12 protein-coding genes are annotated in these 15,871 nt (G+C 71.0%); 2 read left to right on the top strand and 10 right to left on the bottom strand.

Annotated features, from left to right (window positions below):
* Window positions 1–23: 23 nt before the first annotated feature.
* The 10 genes from ACIPJI_RS07970 to ACIPJI_RS07925 form a co-directional block, all read right to left on the bottom strand.
* Window positions 24–422, bottom strand: a complete 399-nt coding sequence (locus tag ACIPJI_RS07970; RefSeq protein ID WP_307707933.1) for a cytidine deaminase — start codon at window positions 420–422, stop codon at window positions 24–26.
* Complete coding sequence (locus ACIPJI_RS07965) at window positions 419–1,687, bottom strand: ABC transporter permease (RefSeq protein ID WP_356623578.1); 1,269 nt, start codon at window positions 1,685–1,687, stop codon at window positions 419–421. Before ACIPJI_RS07965 ends, ACIPJI_RS07970 begins: the two co-directional genes overlap by 4 nt.
* Complete coding sequence (locus ACIPJI_RS07960; protein ID WP_307707931.1) at window positions 1,684–2,793, bottom strand: ABC transporter permease; 1,110 nt, start codon at window positions 2,791–2,793, stop codon at window positions 1,684–1,686. Before ACIPJI_RS07960 ends, ACIPJI_RS07965 begins: the two co-directional genes overlap by 4 nt.
* Window positions 2,790–4,319, bottom strand: a complete 1,530-nt coding sequence (locus ACIPJI_RS07955) for an ABC transporter ATP-binding protein (protein ID WP_307710460.1) — start codon at window positions 4,317–4,319, stop codon at window positions 2,790–2,792. Before ACIPJI_RS07955 ends, ACIPJI_RS07960 begins: the two co-directional genes overlap by 4 nt.
* A 237-nt stretch (window positions 4,320–4,556) precedes the next feature.
* Window positions 4,557–5,609, bottom strand: a complete 1,053-nt coding sequence (locus ACIPJI_RS07950; RefSeq protein WP_402245083.1) for a BMP family protein — start codon at window positions 5,607–5,609, stop codon at window positions 4,557–4,559.
* Window positions 5,610–6,730: 1,121 nt separating this feature from the next.
* Complete coding sequence (locus ACIPJI_RS07945; protein WP_307710459.1) at window positions 6,731–7,966, bottom strand: amidohydrolase; 1,236 nt, start codon at window positions 7,964–7,966, stop codon at window positions 6,731–6,733.
* A 206-nt stretch (window positions 7,967–8,172) separates the two neighbouring features.
* Complete coding sequence (locus tag ACIPJI_RS07940; protein WP_402245081.1) at window positions 8,173–9,207, bottom strand: hypothetical protein; 1,035 nt, start codon at window positions 9,205–9,207, stop codon at window positions 8,173–8,175.
* Between the two features lie 504 nt (window positions 9,208–9,711).
* Complete coding sequence (locus tag ACIPJI_RS07935) at window positions 9,712–10,635, bottom strand: N-acetylneuraminate synthase family protein (RefSeq protein WP_189466592.1); 924 nt, start codon at window positions 10,633–10,635, stop codon at window positions 9,712–9,714.
* Between the two features lie 12 nt (window positions 10,636–10,647).
* The gene (locus tag ACIPJI_RS07930) at window positions 10,648–11,922 is read right to left on the bottom strand and encodes an acylneuraminate cytidylyltransferase (protein WP_356620665.1); all 1,275 of its coding nucleotides are present in this window, start codon (window positions 11,920–11,922) and stop codon (window positions 10,648–10,650) included.
* 46 nt (window positions 11,923–11,968) lie between these two features.
* Window positions 11,969–13,285, bottom strand: a complete 1,317-nt coding sequence (locus tag ACIPJI_RS07925) for a DUF6716 putative glycosyltransferase (protein WP_356620664.1) — start codon at window positions 13,283–13,285, stop codon at window positions 11,969–11,971.
* A gap of 187 nt (window positions 13,286–13,472) precedes the next feature.
* On the opposite strand from ACIPJI_RS07925, the gene ACIPJI_RS07920 reads away from it, so the two are divergent.
* Together ACIPJI_RS07920 and ACIPJI_RS07915 are read left to right on the top strand one after the other, a co-directional pair.
* The gene (locus ACIPJI_RS07920) at window positions 13,473–14,456 is read left to right on the top strand and encodes a glycosyltransferase family 2 protein (RefSeq protein ID WP_402245078.1); all 984 of its coding nucleotides are present in this window, start codon (window positions 13,473–13,475) and stop codon (window positions 14,454–14,456) included.
* Window positions 14,456–15,787: a polysialyltransferase family glycosyltransferase gene (locus ACIPJI_RS07915; RefSeq protein WP_402245076.1), complete on the top strand. Its 1,332-nt coding sequence runs from the start codon at window positions 14,456–14,458 to the stop codon at window positions 15,785–15,787. Before ACIPJI_RS07920 ends, ACIPJI_RS07915 begins: the two co-directional genes overlap by 1 nt.
* The last annotated feature ends 84 nt before the right edge of the window (window positions 15,788–15,871 follow it).

Raw genomic sequence — 15,871 nt, 5'->3', positions numbered from 1 at the left:
GGGCCTGAGCCCGGCACAGGCTCCTAGTCGAGGTGACCGGGGCCGAAGGCCTGCGGGAGCATCTCGGAGAGCGGCAGGATCCCGCCCGGGGTGTCCAGCAGCAGCTCCGGGCCGCCGAACTCGTACAGCAGCTGACGGCACCGGCCGCACGGCACCAGCAGCTCACCCCGGCCGTCCACACAGGTGAAGTGGGTCAGCCGGCCGCCGCCGGTCGCCTGGAGCTGCGAGACGAGGCCGCACTCGGCGCACAGCCCGAGCCCGTACGAGGCGTTCTCGACGTTGCAGCCGGTCACCGTGCGGCCGTCGTCGACGAGGGCGGCGACACCGACCGGGAAGCCCGAGTAGGGGGCGTACGCGTGCGACATCGCCTCACGCGCCAGCGCCCGCAGGACCTCCCAGTCGAAGCCGGCCTCCGTGCTCACTTGCCCTGGCCCCTGAAGTACGGCTGGCCGTTGGCCTTGGGCATGCGCAGCCGCTGTGCGGACACGGCGAGCACGAGCAGGGTGGCCACGTACGGTGCCGCGTCGACGAACTGGCTCGGAAGCTCGTCCGTGAGCGCGTACCAGGTGAACAGCAGCGCGGAGAAGGCCGCCGAGATCACGGCACCGAGGTACTTCTTCTTGTACAGCTGCCACACCACAGCGATCAGCAGCAGGATGGCGAGCAGCAGCAGCATCGCGTGGACGTTCACGGCACCGCCGCGCAGCTTGAGGCTGTCGGTGAAGCCGAACAGGCCGGCTCCCAGCGCCATACCGCCGGGCATCCAGTTTCCGAAGATCATGGCGGCGAGACCGATGTAGCCGCGGCCGCCGGTCTGGCCCTCCTGGTAGATGCCGGTGATGATCGCGAGGAACGCGCCGCCGAGGCCGGCCAGTCCGCCGGAGACGATGACGGCGATGTACTTGTACTTGTAGACGTTGACACCGAGCGACTCGGCGGCGATCGGGTTCTCGCCGCAGGAACGCAGACGCAGACCGAACGACGTCCGCCACAGCAGCCACCAGGTGCCGGGCACCAGCAGCAGCGCGACGACGGTGAGCAGCGACAGGTTGGTCACCAAGCCGCCGAGGACGCCGGCCAGGTCGGAGACGAAGAACCAGTGCTTGGCCTGGAGGTCCCCCAGCCAGTCGGAGAGCCCGGGGATCGTGATCCGCTCGATGGCGTCGATACGCGGCGACTGCTTGGAGGAGCCGCCCTCGGTCTCGGCGAAGGTGAAGTTCGACATGTACCGGGTGAGGCCGGTGGCCAGGATGGTGATGGCCACACCGGAGACGATGTGGTTGACCTTGAACGTCACCGTCATCACCGCGTGCAGCAGACCGCCGAGCGCGCCGCCGGCGATACCGAGCAGCACACCGGTCCACGGGCCCCACTGGTAGCCCGCCCAGGCACCGAACCAGGTGCCGAGGATCATCATGCCCTCGAGGCCGATGTTGATCACACCGGCCCGCTCGGCCCACAGACCGCCGAGGCCGGCGAGGCCGATCGGCACGGCCAGCTGGAGCGCGCCGGAGACCTGGCCGACGGAGGTGAGGTCGTCGGCGCCGCTGATCACCCGTACGAGGGAGAACAGCGCCAGACCGCCCGCGACGATCAGCAGGATCACGGGCAGGGACAGCTTGCGGCGGCCGCCGCCCTTCTTGGGCGCGGTGCTCGCCATGGAGACAGTGCTCGTGGACTCGCTCATGCCGCCGCCACCTCCTTGTTCTTGCGGGCCTGGGCGGCAAGCTCCTCGCCGACCTTCTGCTGCTGGCGGCGGAGCCCGTACTGACGGACCAGCTCGTAGGACACGACGACCGCGATCACGATCAGGCCCTGCATGATCAGCGCCAGTTCCTTCGGGTAACCCTCGAGCCCGATGCCTTCGGCCGTCTTGTCGAGGAAGGCGAAGAGCAGCGAGGCGAAGAGGATGCCGATCGGGTTGTTGCGGCCGAGGAGGGCGATGCCGATGGCCGTGAAGCCGACACCGACCGGGAAGCTCAGGCTGTAGGTGTGGGTCTGTCCGAGCAGCATCGGCATACCGGCGAGGCCGGCCATGGCGCCGGAGATCAGCATGGCCGTGAGGACCATCTTCTTGGCGTCGACGCCGCTCGCCTGGGCGGCGGACTCGCTGGCGCCGGTGGCGCGCAGGTCGAAGCCGAAGCGGGTGCGTCCGAGCACGAACCAGTAGACGATGCCCAGCGCGAAGGCCACGAAGGTGAAGCCGTAGATGGTGCCGCCGTCCAGCGCCAGACCCGGGAACCAGCCGGACTCGGCGATCTCACCGGTGGTCAGGTCGTTGGACCCCTCAGGCCGCACGCCGAGGTTCGCCGGCAGGATCATCCAGGCGATGAGGCTGGTCGCGATGGCGTTCAGCATGATCGTGGAGACGACCTCGCTGACACCGCGGGTGGTCTTGAGGACACCCGCGATACCGGCCCAGAAGGCTCCGACTGCCATGGCGACGAACACGATGAGCAGGATGTGCAGCGGGCCGGGCAGCTCCACCGCGGCACCGACGACGGCGGCGAGCATGACCGCGAGGCGGTACTGGCCGTCGACGCCGATGTTGAACAGGTTCATCCGGAAGCCGATGGCGACGGCCAGAGCTGCCAGGTAGTAGATGCCGGTCTGGTTGATCACCAGCACCTGGACATCGGTGAACTCGATCTGCTCCACCATCAGCCGGTACGGCTCGATCGGGCTGAGGTCCGAGAGCAGCAGCACCACCGAGCTGAGCAGGAAGGCCACGACCAGGGCGAGCGCCGGGCCCGCCAGGCCGAGGATCAGCCGGTCCTTGTCGAACTTCTTCATCGGCTCTCACCGTTCTCGTCGTGCTCGAGGTGGCCGGATGCGGCACCGGTCATCGCCGAGCCCAACTCCTCCGGAGTGATCGTCGCGGGGTCGGCGTCCGCGACGAGGCGGCCGCGGTACATGACCCGCAGGGTGTCGGAGAGCCCGATGAGCTCGTCCAGGTCGGCCGAGATCAGCAGGACCGCAAGGCCCTCGCGGCGCGCCGCACGGATCTGGTCCCAGATCTGCGCCTGCGCGCCGACGTCCACACCACGGGTGGGGTGGGCGGCGATCAGCAGCTTGGGGGTGTGGCTCATCTCGCGGCCGACGATCAGCTTCTGCTGGTTGCCGCCGGACAGGGAGGCCGCGGTGACCTCGATCCCGGGGGTGCGCACGTCGTACTCGCGGACGATCCGCTCGGTGTCCTGACGGGCGGCCTTGAGGTCGAGCAGGCCCTTCTTGCTGTTGGGCGACTCGGTGACATGACCGAGGATGCGGTTCTCCCACAGCGACGACTCGAGCAGCAGCCCGTGCCGGTGCCGGTCCTCGGGGATGTAGCCGATGCCGCTCTCACGCCGCTTGCGGGTGGGCGCGTGGGAAATGTCGGCGCCGTCGAGGGTGACGACACCCCCGTCGGGGTCGCGCAGGCCGATCAGGGCCTCGATGAGCTCGGTCTGGCCGTTGCCCTCGACGCCGGCGATGCCCATGACCTCGCCCTTGTGGATGGTGAAGCCGATCCCGGCGAGGACCTCGCGGACCACACCGTCGGGGTCCGTCACCGTGAGCTGGAGGTCGTCGACCTTCAGCATCGGGACATCGGTCACCGTCGACTCACGGGTCTCGGGCGACGGCAGCTCGCTGCCCACCATCAGCTCGGCGAGCTGCTTGGTCGTGGTGTTCTTCGGGTCGGCCGTGCCGACCGTCGTACCGCGGCGGATGACGGTGATCTCGTCGGCGACCGACAGCACCTCCCCCAGCTTGTGGGAGATGAAGATGACGGTCAGTCCCTCGGCCTTGAGCTCGCGGAGGTTGGCGAAGAGAGCGTCGACCTCCTGCGGGACGAGGACGGCGGTCGGCTCGTCGAGGATCAGGGTGCGGGCGCCGCGGTAGAGGACCTTGAGGATCTCCACCCGCTGGCGGTCGGCGACGCCGAGCTGCTCGACCAGGACGTCCGGGCGGACCCCCAGACCGTACGCGTCGGAGATCTCCTGGATCTTCTTCCGGGCCTTGGCGCCGATGCCGTACAGCTTCTCGCCGCCGAGAACGACGTTCTCCAGGACGGTGAGGTTGTCGGCCAGCATGAAGTGCTGGTGCACCATGCCGATGCCGCGTGCGATGGCGTCGGCGGGGCTCGAGAAGGTGACCTGTTCGCCGTCGACCGTGATGGTGCCCTCGTCCGGCTTCTGCATGCCGTAGAGGATCTTCATCAGGGTCGACTTACCGGCACCGTTCTCACCGACGAGGGCATGCACGGTGCCCTGACGGATCGTGATGTCGATGTCGTGGTTGGCGACGACGCCGGGGAAGCGCTTGGTGATGCCGCGCAGTTCTACGGCGGCAGGAGGGCTGGACGCGTTGATGACGCACTCTCCTTGGCGGGAGGAGCAGGGAGGGCAGGCGGAAGGGGCGGGCTGTGAGTGGCAGGGGGCGGGGCGAAGTTATCGCGCCTGGGCGTCTTCTACGCGCGTAGCGCTCCCGAATACCAAAAACCCGGGGCCGGAAACGGTCCGCGGGCCTTGGGGCTTGCGCCCCGGGGCCCGCGGACTGCGGTTCCGGCCGCTCGGTTACGGAGCGGTCTTGACCTTGACCGTGCCGGCGGCGATGTCGGCCTTGGCCTTGTCCACCGCGGCGATGACGTCCGTCATCTTGGTGTAGGCCGGGTTGGAGTCGGACAGGCCGACGCCGTTGTCCTGGAGGCCGTAGCGGACCTCACCGGTCTGCGGCTTGCCGTCCTGGACCGACTTGATCAGGTTGAACACGGCACCGGAGACGTTCTTGGTGACCGAGGTCAGGATCTGGGCCTTGTAGGCGGCCAGACCCTTCTGGTTGTACTGGTCGGAGTCGACGCCGATGGCCCACTTGCCGGCCTTGGCGGTCGCCTCGATCGAGCCGGAGCCCGCGAGACCGGCGGCCGCGTAGATCACGTCGGCGCCCGCGTCGAGCTGGCCCTGCGCGGCGGCCTTGCCGAGGTCCGGCTTCGAGAAGCCACCGAAGTCCGGCGGCTGCGTCAGGTACTGGACCTTGACGTTGACGCCCTGCTTGGTGTCCTTGACGCCCTGGACGAAGCCCGCCTCGAACTTCTTGATCAGCGGGGTCTCCACACCGCCGATGAAGCCGACGGTGTTGGTCTTCGTCACCTTGGCGGCGGCGACGCCGGCGAGGTACGAGCCCTGCTCCTCGTTGAAGACCAGGTTGGCGATGTTCTTGCCGGTCTTGGAAGTGTCGTCGATGAGGCCGAAGGTGGTGTCCGGGAACTTCGGGGCGACCTCGGCGATGGCGGGCGCGTAGGCGAAACCGACACCGATCACCGGGTTGTTGCCGGCGCGGGCCAGCGCGGTGAGGCGCTGGATCTTGTCCGGGTCGCCCTCGCCCTCGCTGGGCTCAGCGTCGTTGCCCGTGATGTCGAGTTCCTTCTCGGCCCTCTCCAGGCCCGCGAAGGCGGCGTCGTTGAACGACTGGTCGCCGCGGCCACCGATGTCGTACGCGATGGCGGCCTTGCCGCCGTTGTCGTCCGAGCCGCCCGACTCGGAAGACTTGTTGCCGCCACACGCGGTGGCAGACAGTGCGAGAGCCGCGGACGCGATGCCCACGGTGGCGATCCTGGTGATCCGGCGCACTGGGGGGCTCCTTTAAACCTGACCGAAAGCGCCACTTCCGGCGCTGGGTTCGCGGCGATCGTAACGCGCGTAGATGTCAGTTAAAGACCCGTTCATCAGTCGTTATCGGATCGTCGCGAACAGGCCACACACCACGGTAGGCCGGGACGGCTGACGCCGCTCCCCGTACGGGCCCGGCGTGTCGCGCCATTTCCCGTCCCGGGTCCCGCCCGCCCGCGAAACCGGGGCAGGCCCGGCCCGTGGGCCCCGCCCGCTCCCCTGAACCGGGGCAAGCCCCGGACCCTTGGAGGTCACCCCCTCCCAGGGAGGGGGATGGTGGGGCTGACGCCCCACGCCCCCGAAGCGGCAGCTGCGCGCCGCGCCCCGGACGGACACCCACATGCGACCCCACCGAGCTGCTCCCCACCCAGAGGCCGGACCGCCGCCCCATGGAGCGACCGGCCGGGAACGGCCCGTCCGGCGTGAGAGGTGACGGACACCGGCCAGCACCACCTTGCGGCCCCACCGAGCTACCCCGCCCAGAAAACCGGACCGCCGCCCCACATGGAGCGACCACCGGCCGGAACAAGCCCCTCCGGCGTGAGAGGTGACGGACACCGGCCAGCACCACCTTGCGGCCCCACCGAGCTACCCCGCCCAGAAAACCGGACCGCCGGCCGGAAGGGGCCCCACGGCGGGAGGGGGCGGGGTCGGAGGAGGGGGGTGTCCGGAAGTAAAGCGTCGCAACTCGCGCGAAGCGCGGTGAGGACAGCCATTCCGGACACCCCCCTCCGCAGGCCCCGCCCCCCGCACCCACAACCGGCGCAGCCACGCCCCGCGGAGGCGCACGCACCAGGACCAGGCCCGCCCCGCCAGGGGCGACACGCACGGACCGGGCCCGCCCCGCCAGGGGCGACACGCACGGACCGGGCCCGCCCCGCCAGGGGCGACACGCACGGACCGGGCCCGCCCCGCAGGGGCACAACGTCACCGGGCCGGGCCGGCCGGATACCGCCACACCCACGAGCCCGGCCGGCGGCCACGCCCGGAGGACGCCGCACACGCGGACCGGGCTGGGCCGGCCCGGAGACCGCCGCGACCACAGCCCGGGCGGCCAGGCCCCAGCTCACGCCCCCGAAGGGTCAGAGCGCGATGCGCGCATCCAGCAGCGCCGCCGCCGTGAACAGCTCCACGCCCACCGCGATCGCCGACTCGTCCACGTCGAAGTCCCCCCGGTGCAGGTCGCGCCTGACCGTGTCGCCCGGTACCCGCACGCCCAGGCGTGCCATCGCGCCCGGAACGTGCTCCAGGTACCAGGAGAAGTCCTCGCCACCGAGACTCTGTTCGGTGTCCTCGATCGCATACGATCCGCGCCGCGCCGTCTGCGCGTCGCGCAGCAGCTCGGTGACGACCGGGTCGTTGACGACGGGCGGCACACCGCGCACGTAGTCGATCTGGGACTTGGCCCGGTGCAGCGTCGCGATCTCGTCGATCGCCGCGTGCACCAGGTCGGGGGCCTCGCGCCAGCCTTCGAGGTCGAGGCAGCGCACGGTCCCGGAGAGTTCGGCGTGCTGCGGGATGACGTTGCAGGCGTGGCCGGACTCGATGCGTCCCCATGTCACGGCGAGCCCGGACCGCGCGTCGACGCGGCGGGCGAGCAGCGCGGGGACCTCGGTGACGATCTTCGCCGCTGCCGTCACCAGGTCGGTGGTCAGGTGCGGGCGGGCGGTGTGGCCGCCGGGGCCGTCGAGGGTCACCTCGAGGCGGTCGCAGGCGGAGGTGATGGGTCCGGGCCGGAGCCCGATGACGCCCGCGTCGACCTTGGGGTCGCAGTGAACCGCGATGATCTTGTTGACGCCTTCGAGCACGCCGGATTCGATCGCGTCGGCCGCTCCCCCGGGCAGCACTTCTTCCGCGGGCTGGAAGATCAGCCGGACGGGCTGCGGCAGCAGTCCCTGCCGGTCGAGCTCGGCGAGCACGAGCCCTGCTCCGAGCGCGACGGTGGTGTGCACGTCGTGGCCGCAGGCGTGGGCGCGGTCGGGGACGGTGGAGCGGTAGGGGACGCCGGTCTTGGTGTCGGGGATGGGCAGTGCGTCGATGTCGGCGCGGATGGCGAAGAAGGGCCGTACGCTGCCTGGAGCCGGCGTACCGATGTCGCAGATCAGGCCGGTGCCGGCGGCGAGGACCCGGGGCTCGAGCCCGGCCTGCTCGAGGCGCTCCTTGATCATGGCGGTGGTACGGAACTCCTGGTTGCCGAGCTCCGGATGCATGTGCAAGTCGCGCCGGAACGCGATCAGTTCGGCACGCAGCGACTCGGACAGCGTGCCGTGCAGTGCGACTGCGCCGGGCCGTTCGACTTCTTCGGACTCGCGGGACATCAACTGGTTCACCCAGTGAAGGGTATGCCCCTTCATGCCTCAACTGCCGTGCGATCAACAAAACATCAGCCACACAGGGGACAGAATTCTGGGCTCACCGAGGTTCACTGCTCGCGGCAGTGGGTAAACTCACGCGGCTCGCTCTTGAGTCGATCTTTCCTTTCCGGACGGTGCTCGTCCGCTCACTGCCGCCCCTCCTCGGCTCTTCAAGCCGGCGCCGGCAGCCGCTGCACATCGCGGGCCGTGCCGGTGACGCCCGCCAGGAAGCCCTGCGCGCGCGGTGAGGCGTTCTCCCTGAGCCATTCGGGTGCGATGTCGCAGACCGCCACCTTGATTCCCGTGCCCGCCAGGGCCAGGGGCAGGGTGTGGACCACGGTGGAGGGAAAACTGAGCACTGTTGCTCCGATCGGGCCGCGCCGGGCGATCAGCTCCAGGGGGAGTTCCGGGCGGACCACCTCCAGGCCGGTCTCGACCGCGAGCCGGTGCAGCTTGTCCGCGCTCTCCCTGCGGTGCGCGAAGTAGCGGGTCGCGCCGTGGGTGCGGGCGAGGGCGGAGACCGCCTCCAGGTACTGCCCGAGGTCGACGACGCCGGTCTCCACCAGGGAGGTGCCGACCATGTCCGCGCCACGGGTGATCGTCGGAGGGCCGAATCGCGCGCGGGTCCAGGCGAAGTCGTTGCGGGTGACGGTGATCCCCGGCGGCGGCTCCACGGGCATCGAGGTGAACACCTCGACCGAGCGGGTCCTCGACGGGGCGAGTCTGCGCCGGGCCAGGAAGGTGACCGGTGCGAGCACCAGCTCGCGCGGCCCGCGGCGGCTGCCGCGCCGGTGCCAGCGCACCAGCTGCTCCCCGCGGGAGACCTGGGCGACGAACTCCATGGTCGCCGTGCCGTCGTCCACGACGGTGACGTCCTTCCTGCCGACCAGGGTCAGCAGGAGCTGTACGTAGCGGGAGAACGGGTCGCCTATGACGATCCGCTCAGCGCGGCGCAGTACCGGGCCGAGCTCGCGGACGGTACGCAGCGGGGCGCCCATGCCGCCGCGCGCCTCCTGCCAGCGGACGGCGAAGCCCGCGTCACGGGCCAGTTCCGCCATCCGGCGGAGCTGGCCGCGGGACATGGGGTCCGTGGGCGAGAGCACGACCACGGTGAGATCGCCGGGGCCGGGCACGGCCGGCGTGGCGTGGGCCCACTCCAGGACGTTCAGGAGCTGGACCGGACTCTCGACGAAGGCGAGATTCACTGGTTGTCACCTCGTGATGCCGGGCCGGCCTTCAGCCGGGTCCGTGGCTGACCACCCCGCAGGGCGCTGGTGGATTGCTGCCCGCGGCCGGTGGCCACGGCGGCGGTGTCGACGGCCGGGACGGATCCGGCCTGGGCCCGTCCTGCCGAACGGGAACCCGCCGAGACGGATCCGGCCCGACGCGGTCCTGCCAAGACAGACCCGGCCCTGACCGACCCTGCCGTCACGGAACCGGCCGTCACGGAACCCGCCGTCACGGAACCGGTCGAAGCAGAACCTGCTGAGACGGATCCGGCCGGCACCGGCACCGCCGGGGCCCGTCCGCCCGGAACGGTTCCGGCCGAGGGCACCGGCCGGCAGGCCACCGGGGCGGCCGCACGGCGGCGCTCGAAGCCGCCCGTGCCGCGCCCGGCGGCCATGTGTCCGGTGGCGCCCGGTGCGGCGGGCAGGCGGTGTCCGCCCGCCGCGGACGCGCGGGCGCTTCCGCGCGTCACCGCCCGGTCGTCAGACCGCGGCCGGCTCACGGTCGCCCGCCTCGGCGACGACACCGGTGACCCGGCGCAGCTTCTTCATGGGGGCGAGCTCGGAGTCGTAGACCTTCTTGACGCCGTCGCCGAGCGCGGTCTCGATGGTGCGGATGTCGCGGACCAGGCGGGTGAGGCCCTGCGGCTCGACGGAGGCGGCCTGGTCGGAGCCCCACATGGCGCGGTCGAGGGTGATGTGGCGTTCGACGAACGCGGCGCCGAGGGCGACGGCCGCGAGGGTGGTCTGCAGGCCGGTCTCGTGGCCGGAGTAGCCGATCGGCACGTTCGGGTACTCGTCCCTCAGGGTGTTGATGACCCGCAGGTTGAGCTCCTCCGCCTTGGCCGGGTAGGTGGAGGTGGCGTGGCAGAGCAGGATGTTGTCGCTGCCGAGGACCTCGACGGCGTGGCGGATCTGCTTCGGCGTCGACATGCCGGTGGAGAGGATCACCGTCTTGCCGGTGGCGCGCAGGGAGCGCAGCAGCTCGTCGTCGGTGAGCGACGCGGAGGCCACCTTGTGGGCGGGGACGTCGAACTTCTCGAGGAAGGCGACGGCCTCGGTGTCCCACGGGGAGGCGAACCAGTCGATGCCGCGCTCCTTGCAGTGCTCGTCGATCCGGCGGTACTCGTCCTCGCCGAACTCGACGCGGTGGCGGTAGTCGATGTACGTCATCCGGCCCCAAGGGGTGTCGCGCTCGATGTCCCACTGGTCACGCGGGGTGCAGATCTCAGGGGTGCGCTTCTGGAACTTGACCGCGTCGCAGCCGGCTTCGGCGGCGGCGTCGATCAGGGCGAAGGCGTTGTCCAGGTCGCCGTTGTGGTTGATGCCGATCTCGCCGGTGACGTAGACGGGGTGGCCGGGGCCCGCGATCTTGTTGCCGAGGGCGCGCAGACGGGACGTGCTCATGGGGGTGGTTCCTTACTTCTTGGGGGACATGGGGGCGGGTTCAGGGGTGTTGAGCGTCGGGCCGAGCAGCCAGGCGGCGATCTCGCGGATCGCCCCCTCGCCGCCGGGTGTGGCAGTGACGGCACGGGCGGCGGCGCGTACGGAGTCGTGCGCACTCGCGACGGCCACGGGCCAGCCGACGAGGTGGAAGCACGGAAGGTCGTTGACGTCGTTGCCGACGTAGAGCACCCGCTCGGGCGCGAGGCCCCGCTCGTCGCACCACTGCTTGAGTGCGATGTCCTTGCGGTCGATGCCGTGCAGGACGGGGACCTTGAGCTTGCGGGCGCGGGCGGCGACGACCGGGTTCTGTTCGGTGGAGAGGATCAGCAGCTCCACGCCGGCCTTGCGCAGATGGGCGACGCCGAGGCCGTCCCCGCGGTGGACGGAGACGATCTCACGGCCCTCCGCGTCGATGAGGACCCGGTCGTCGGTCTGGGTGCCGTCGAAGTCGAGGACGACGGCGTCGATGTCGTCGCGGCCGGGTACCGCGGCGGTGTCGAGCAGGGGCGCCAGCGCGCGGGCGCGGGCGAGGTCGTGCGGGTCGTCGACCTCGAGGACCCGCGCCGGATCGGTGCGCACCAGTGCGGTGCGGCCGAAGAACCGGTGGCCCGCCTCGCGGAAGCCGGCGGCGGACATGGCGTACGCGGCTCCCGTCTCCAGGAAGTCCTGCGGGCGGTCCTGGCGGCGCGGCCGGAACGAGGAGTCGTGGTTGACGCCGTATCCGGAGCCGGTGGCCGTGGCGGTGTCGACCAGGACGGCCGCACCGCCGGCCTGTTCGGCGCTCTTCCCGGACGGGCTCGCCGGCTCGTCGGCCTCGCGCCACACGAAGCCGTGGAAGGGCGCGACGGTCACCGCGCTGTCGGCGCCGTCCAGGGCGACGGCGCGGGCGACGCCCTCGATGTCCTCCCGGGCGATGAAGGGGCTGGTGCACTGCACGAGCAGCACCACGTCGACGGGTGCGCCGTGCACGGCCTCGTGCGCGTCCATGGCGTGCAGGACCGCCGACTCGCTGGTGGCGGTGTCCCCCGCGATGGCCGCGGGGCGCAGCACGACCTCTGCGCCGGCGCCGCGTGCGACCGCAGCGATCTCGGGGTCGTCGGTGGAGACAGCGACATGCGTGACCAACGGGGCGTCGAGGCAGGCGCGGACGGCCCGCGCGACGAGCGGCACGCCGCCGACCGCGGCCAGGTTCTTGGCCGGGACGCCCTTCGATCCGCCACGGGCGGGGATCACGGCGAGAACGGTCATCGGTGGCTCCTGACGCATCGGGACTGGAAGCGGGAAAGGCGGGGGGTCACAGCTCGCCCATCCGGCGGATCACGGGCGCGACGCGCTGCACGCCGTGGCGGTACGCGCCGCGCGCGGCCTGGCGTACGGCGTCGCGCACCACCCGCCGTACGCCGGTGGCCTCCGCCTTGGGGGCTGCGCCGGCGAGCGGTGTGCCGTCCGGGGCGAGGTGGTGGCGGGCGAGCAGGCCCGGCAGGTATCCGGGCGCGGTGGCCGGCGTGTAGTACGGGGCGATCGCGGGGAGCCGCGGTACGAGGAGCAGTTCGGCGACCCGCTTGCGGGCCTCGTCGAAGGCGCTCTCGTACGAGCCTTCGGCGGCGACGCCCTGCCGCGACAGCCAGTCGGCGTCGGGGGTGGGGCGGTGACCGCCGTCGAGCCGGTCCCAGGAGGCGAGCAGCCCCGAGCCGAGGAAGTGGTGGTTGCCGAGCGCCTCGCGCACGCCGAGGTCGGTGAGCACGGCGGTGGGGATACGGCGGTGGAGCGCCTCGAGCGCGGCGGTGGACGACACGGTGACCAGCAGGTCGGTGCGGTCCAGCACCTCGCCCATGTTGCCGTACACGGGGCGGAAGTTGGGCGGAAGTCCACCGGGCAGCTTCTCCGCGAGCTTCTGGTACGGGATCTCTTCGAGGTGGGTGGTGTGCTCGCCCGGCTTGGAGCGGAGCTTGAGCAGCACCTCGCGGTCCGGGTGCAGCCGGGCGTGCTCGACGAGCCTGCGCAGCAGGTACGCACGGTCCGCGCGGGACTCGGGCACGGACGGCTGGACGGCGAAGACGACCGTGTCGCGGCCTTCCTGCGGCCGGTACGGCGCCCCGCCGAGGAAGGGCAGCGCGGCCTCGGTCACGGAGCCGGCGTCGGCGCCCACTCCCTCGTAGACGGCGCGGAAACGCGTCGCGTCGTGGCGGGAGTTGGCCAGCACGACATCGGCGCCGTGGCGCAGCAGCAGTCCGTCGGACAGCTTCTCGTAGACGACACCGACGTAGCCGGTGACGACGACGGGCCGGCGGTCCTGGCCGAGTGCGGCAAGGCCGTGCAGCATGGCCTGGACGCCGCCGCCGACGAGCGCGAGGACGACGATGTCGTAGGACCCGTCCCTCATCGCCCGCAGGAACTCGTTGCCCGTCACCTCGCGCAACTCGTCGGCGCTCACGCCCACTTCCGCGAGCTGGCGGGCGGTGGGTGTGGCCCGGCCGCGCAGCAGGAAGCCGCTCAGCTCGACGGAGGTGCTCGGCGCGATGCGGCGCGCGGTGAGCGCACCCCATTTCCACCGGGTGTCGGAGTCGGCGAGTACGGCGACCCGTACGGCCTCGCTGGTACTTGTTGGCACGTCGAGGACGTTAGAAAGGCATGTGGTTTCACGGCCCAACTCGGCAGCAACAAACGGTTAACAGAGCACCTACGGACGGCGAAGCAGGCCGGGGAACGGGTCGGTTAACAAGCTCGTCGCCCTACGTTCACCTGACATCCTTTTATGCGTCGATGCGAATGCCGAGCGCCCCCCTAGCGTCACGCGGGTGGTTAAGCTCTCCGTCATCGTGCCGTTCTACAACGTGCAGACATATGCCCCCGACACACTGCGAAGCCTTCGCGCGAACGCCCGCGCCGACTTCGAGTTCGTGCTCGTCGACGACTGTTCGACGGACGGGACTCCGGAGATCCTCCAGCGCGCGGAACGTGAGCTTCCGGGCGCGGTTCTGGTCAGACACGAACAAAACGGTGGGCTGGCCACCGCCCGCAACACCGGTCTGGACGCGGCCGGCGGCGAATACCTCACCTTCCTCGACGGCGACGACTGGCTGGCGCCCGGCCACTTCGAGCACCTGCTGAACGCCATGGAGGACCTGAGGTGCGACTTCGTCCGCACCGACCATGTGCAGTGCACGGGACGGTCCCGCTCGATCCACCGGGTGCCGGTCGGCCGGCGCGGCGAGGTGCTGCGCCCGCGGGACGCGATCCTGCCGGCCTCCCGCTCGACCGCCGTCGACTACCCGTACGCCTGGGCCGGTATGTACCACCGGCGGCTCGTGGACCGCGGACTGCTGCACTTCACGCACGGGCTACGTACCGCGGAGGACCGACCCTGGATATGGCGGCTGCACCGGGAGGCGAATTCGTTCGCCGTGATAAGCCACCTGGGCATTTTCTACCGGCGCGGGATCGCTTCTTCGCTCACCCAGATCGGCGACAGCAGGCAGCTCGATTTCATCAAGGCATTCGACCAGGTGATCGAGGAAACGGCGAAGGACGCCGACGCGGAAAGACTGCTGCCCAAGGCGGTACGCACATATTGCGCGGTCATTTCCCATCACCTGGGATCCATTGAAAGGTACGAACCGGCCGTGGCACGGAAATTGCGCACGATGAGCGCGGCCGCGCTGAAGCGTATGCCGCAGGACGTGCTGAACGAGGCCATCGACTCCATGGACGCCGACCGCGCCTCGCGACTGCGCAAGGTCCGCCGGCGGCCCGCTCCCCTCTCCGTGGAGGCGGCAGCCTGATGGCCACGACCCAGATCTTCTTCGCCTCCTCCCTCTACGGCGCGGCGACGCTCGCCGCCGCGATCGACAGCGGCGGCTTCACCACCGCCGACCGCCGGCTGCTGCTGGTCTCCAACAACGCGGCCACACCGGAGACGACACCGGCCCTCGACGAGATGGCCGGCTTCGAGCGACTGCGCGACCGCTTCGACGACGTGCTCTCCTGGAACGGGACCATCTCGCCCTTCCACCCCAGCGGTTGGGCGCCCCGCGGCGACGACGTGCCCCTGTGGGAGCGGTATCTGCGGCAGCTGTGGGACCTGGGCGACGACCGGATCGAGCTCGCCGTCGAATCCATCCAGGTCAACCCGGCGCTGGCGGTCGCGCAGCTCTTCCCCGACGCCGCGCTGGACGTGTACGCGGACGGGCTGATGAGCTACGGCCCCACCCGCAACAAGATCGACCCGCTGGTCGGCGAGCGGGTACGGCGGCTCCTCCACCTCGACCTGGTGCCGGGCCTGAAACCGCTGCTGCTCGCGGAGTTCGGCGTGGAGCCGCAGCTCGTGCCGACCGAGGCCTTCGTCAAGGTCGTCGGCGAGCTCTCCGACGCCGTGCCGGACGCCTGCGACGGCGCCCCGGAGGGCCCGGCACTGCTGCTGGGCCAGTACCTCGCGGCCCTGGGCATCCTCACGCCGGTGGAGGAGGAGGGCCTGCACGTGCGGATGCTGGCGGGCGTGGCCGCGCTCGGTCACCGCCGGGTCGTCTTCAAGCCGCACCCGACGGCTCCGGCCGCGTGGACGCGGACACTGGAGCGCCAGGCCGCGTCCCTCGGGGTCGAACTGACCGTGGTGGAGCGGCCGGTGCTCGCCGAGGTGCTGTTCAAACAGATGCGTCCGGCGCTGGTGGCGGGATGCTTCTCCACCGCCCTGTTCACCGCGGGCACCTTCTACGGCATCCCGGTCGCCCGGATCGGCACGGAGCCGCTCCTCGACCGGCTCAGCCCGTACCAGAACAGCAACCGGGTGCCGCTGACGATCGCCGACGCGCTGCTGCCGGACCTGGCGTCGGGCGAGGCCGGGCCGCCCGCGGCGGCGGACGGGCAGCTCACCGGGCTGCTCTCCGCGGTGGGCTTCGCGATGCAGCCGAAGCTACGGGCGGACCTGCGGCCGGCGGCCGAACGCTATCTGCGCGGCAGCCTGCACGCGGGCACGGCCCGCTACTTCAAGCGCCGCCGTCTGACGGTGCTCGGGCTGCCGGGGGGTGTCCCGCTGCCCCGCCACAGGGCGGTACGGCGGGTGGTGAGGGGGCGCCGGATGCGACGGGTCCTGAAGCGGGTGGCGGCGCTGGGCTGACGCGCGTGTGCGTGCCGCTGCCCCTGGCCGTCACCGCTCCGCGCGTGCGTGCGTGCCGCTGCGCGGGGCTGTCCCCCACCCGCC

It is taken from the genome of Streptomyces sp. NPDC086835 (assembly GCF_044745705.1).
Lineage (GTDB): Bacteria > Actinomycetota > Actinomycetes > Streptomycetales > Streptomycetaceae > Streptomyces.
Note: the sequence above shows the minus strand (reverse complement) of the source record. Positions and strands in the feature narration are given on the sequence as shown.

Coding starts and splice junctions, on each gene's coding strand:
- ACIPJI_RS07965 (WP_356623578.1), bottom strand. CDS start 1,687: ATGAGCGAGTCCACGAGCACTGTCTCCATGGCGAGCACCGCGCCCAAG.
- ACIPJI_RS07960 (WP_307707931.1), bottom strand. CDS start 2,793: ATGAAGAAGTTCGACAAGGACCGGCTGATCCTCGGCCTGGCGGGCCCG.
- ACIPJI_RS07945 (WP_307710459.1), bottom strand. CDS start 7,966: ATGTCCCGCGAGTCCGAAGAAGTCGAACGGCCCGGCGCAGTCGCACTG.
- ACIPJI_RS07935 (WP_189466592.1), bottom strand. CDS start 10,635: ATGAGCACGTCCCGTCTGCGCGCCCTCGGCAACAAGATCGCGGGCCCC.
- ACIPJI_RS07930 (WP_356620665.1), bottom strand. CDS start 11,922: ATGACCGTTCTCGCCGTGATCCCCGCCCGTGGCGGATCGAAGGGCGTC.
- ACIPJI_RS07915 (WP_402245076.1), top strand. CDS start 14,456: ATGGCCACGACCCAGATCTTCTTCGCCTCCTCCCTCTACGGCGCGGCG.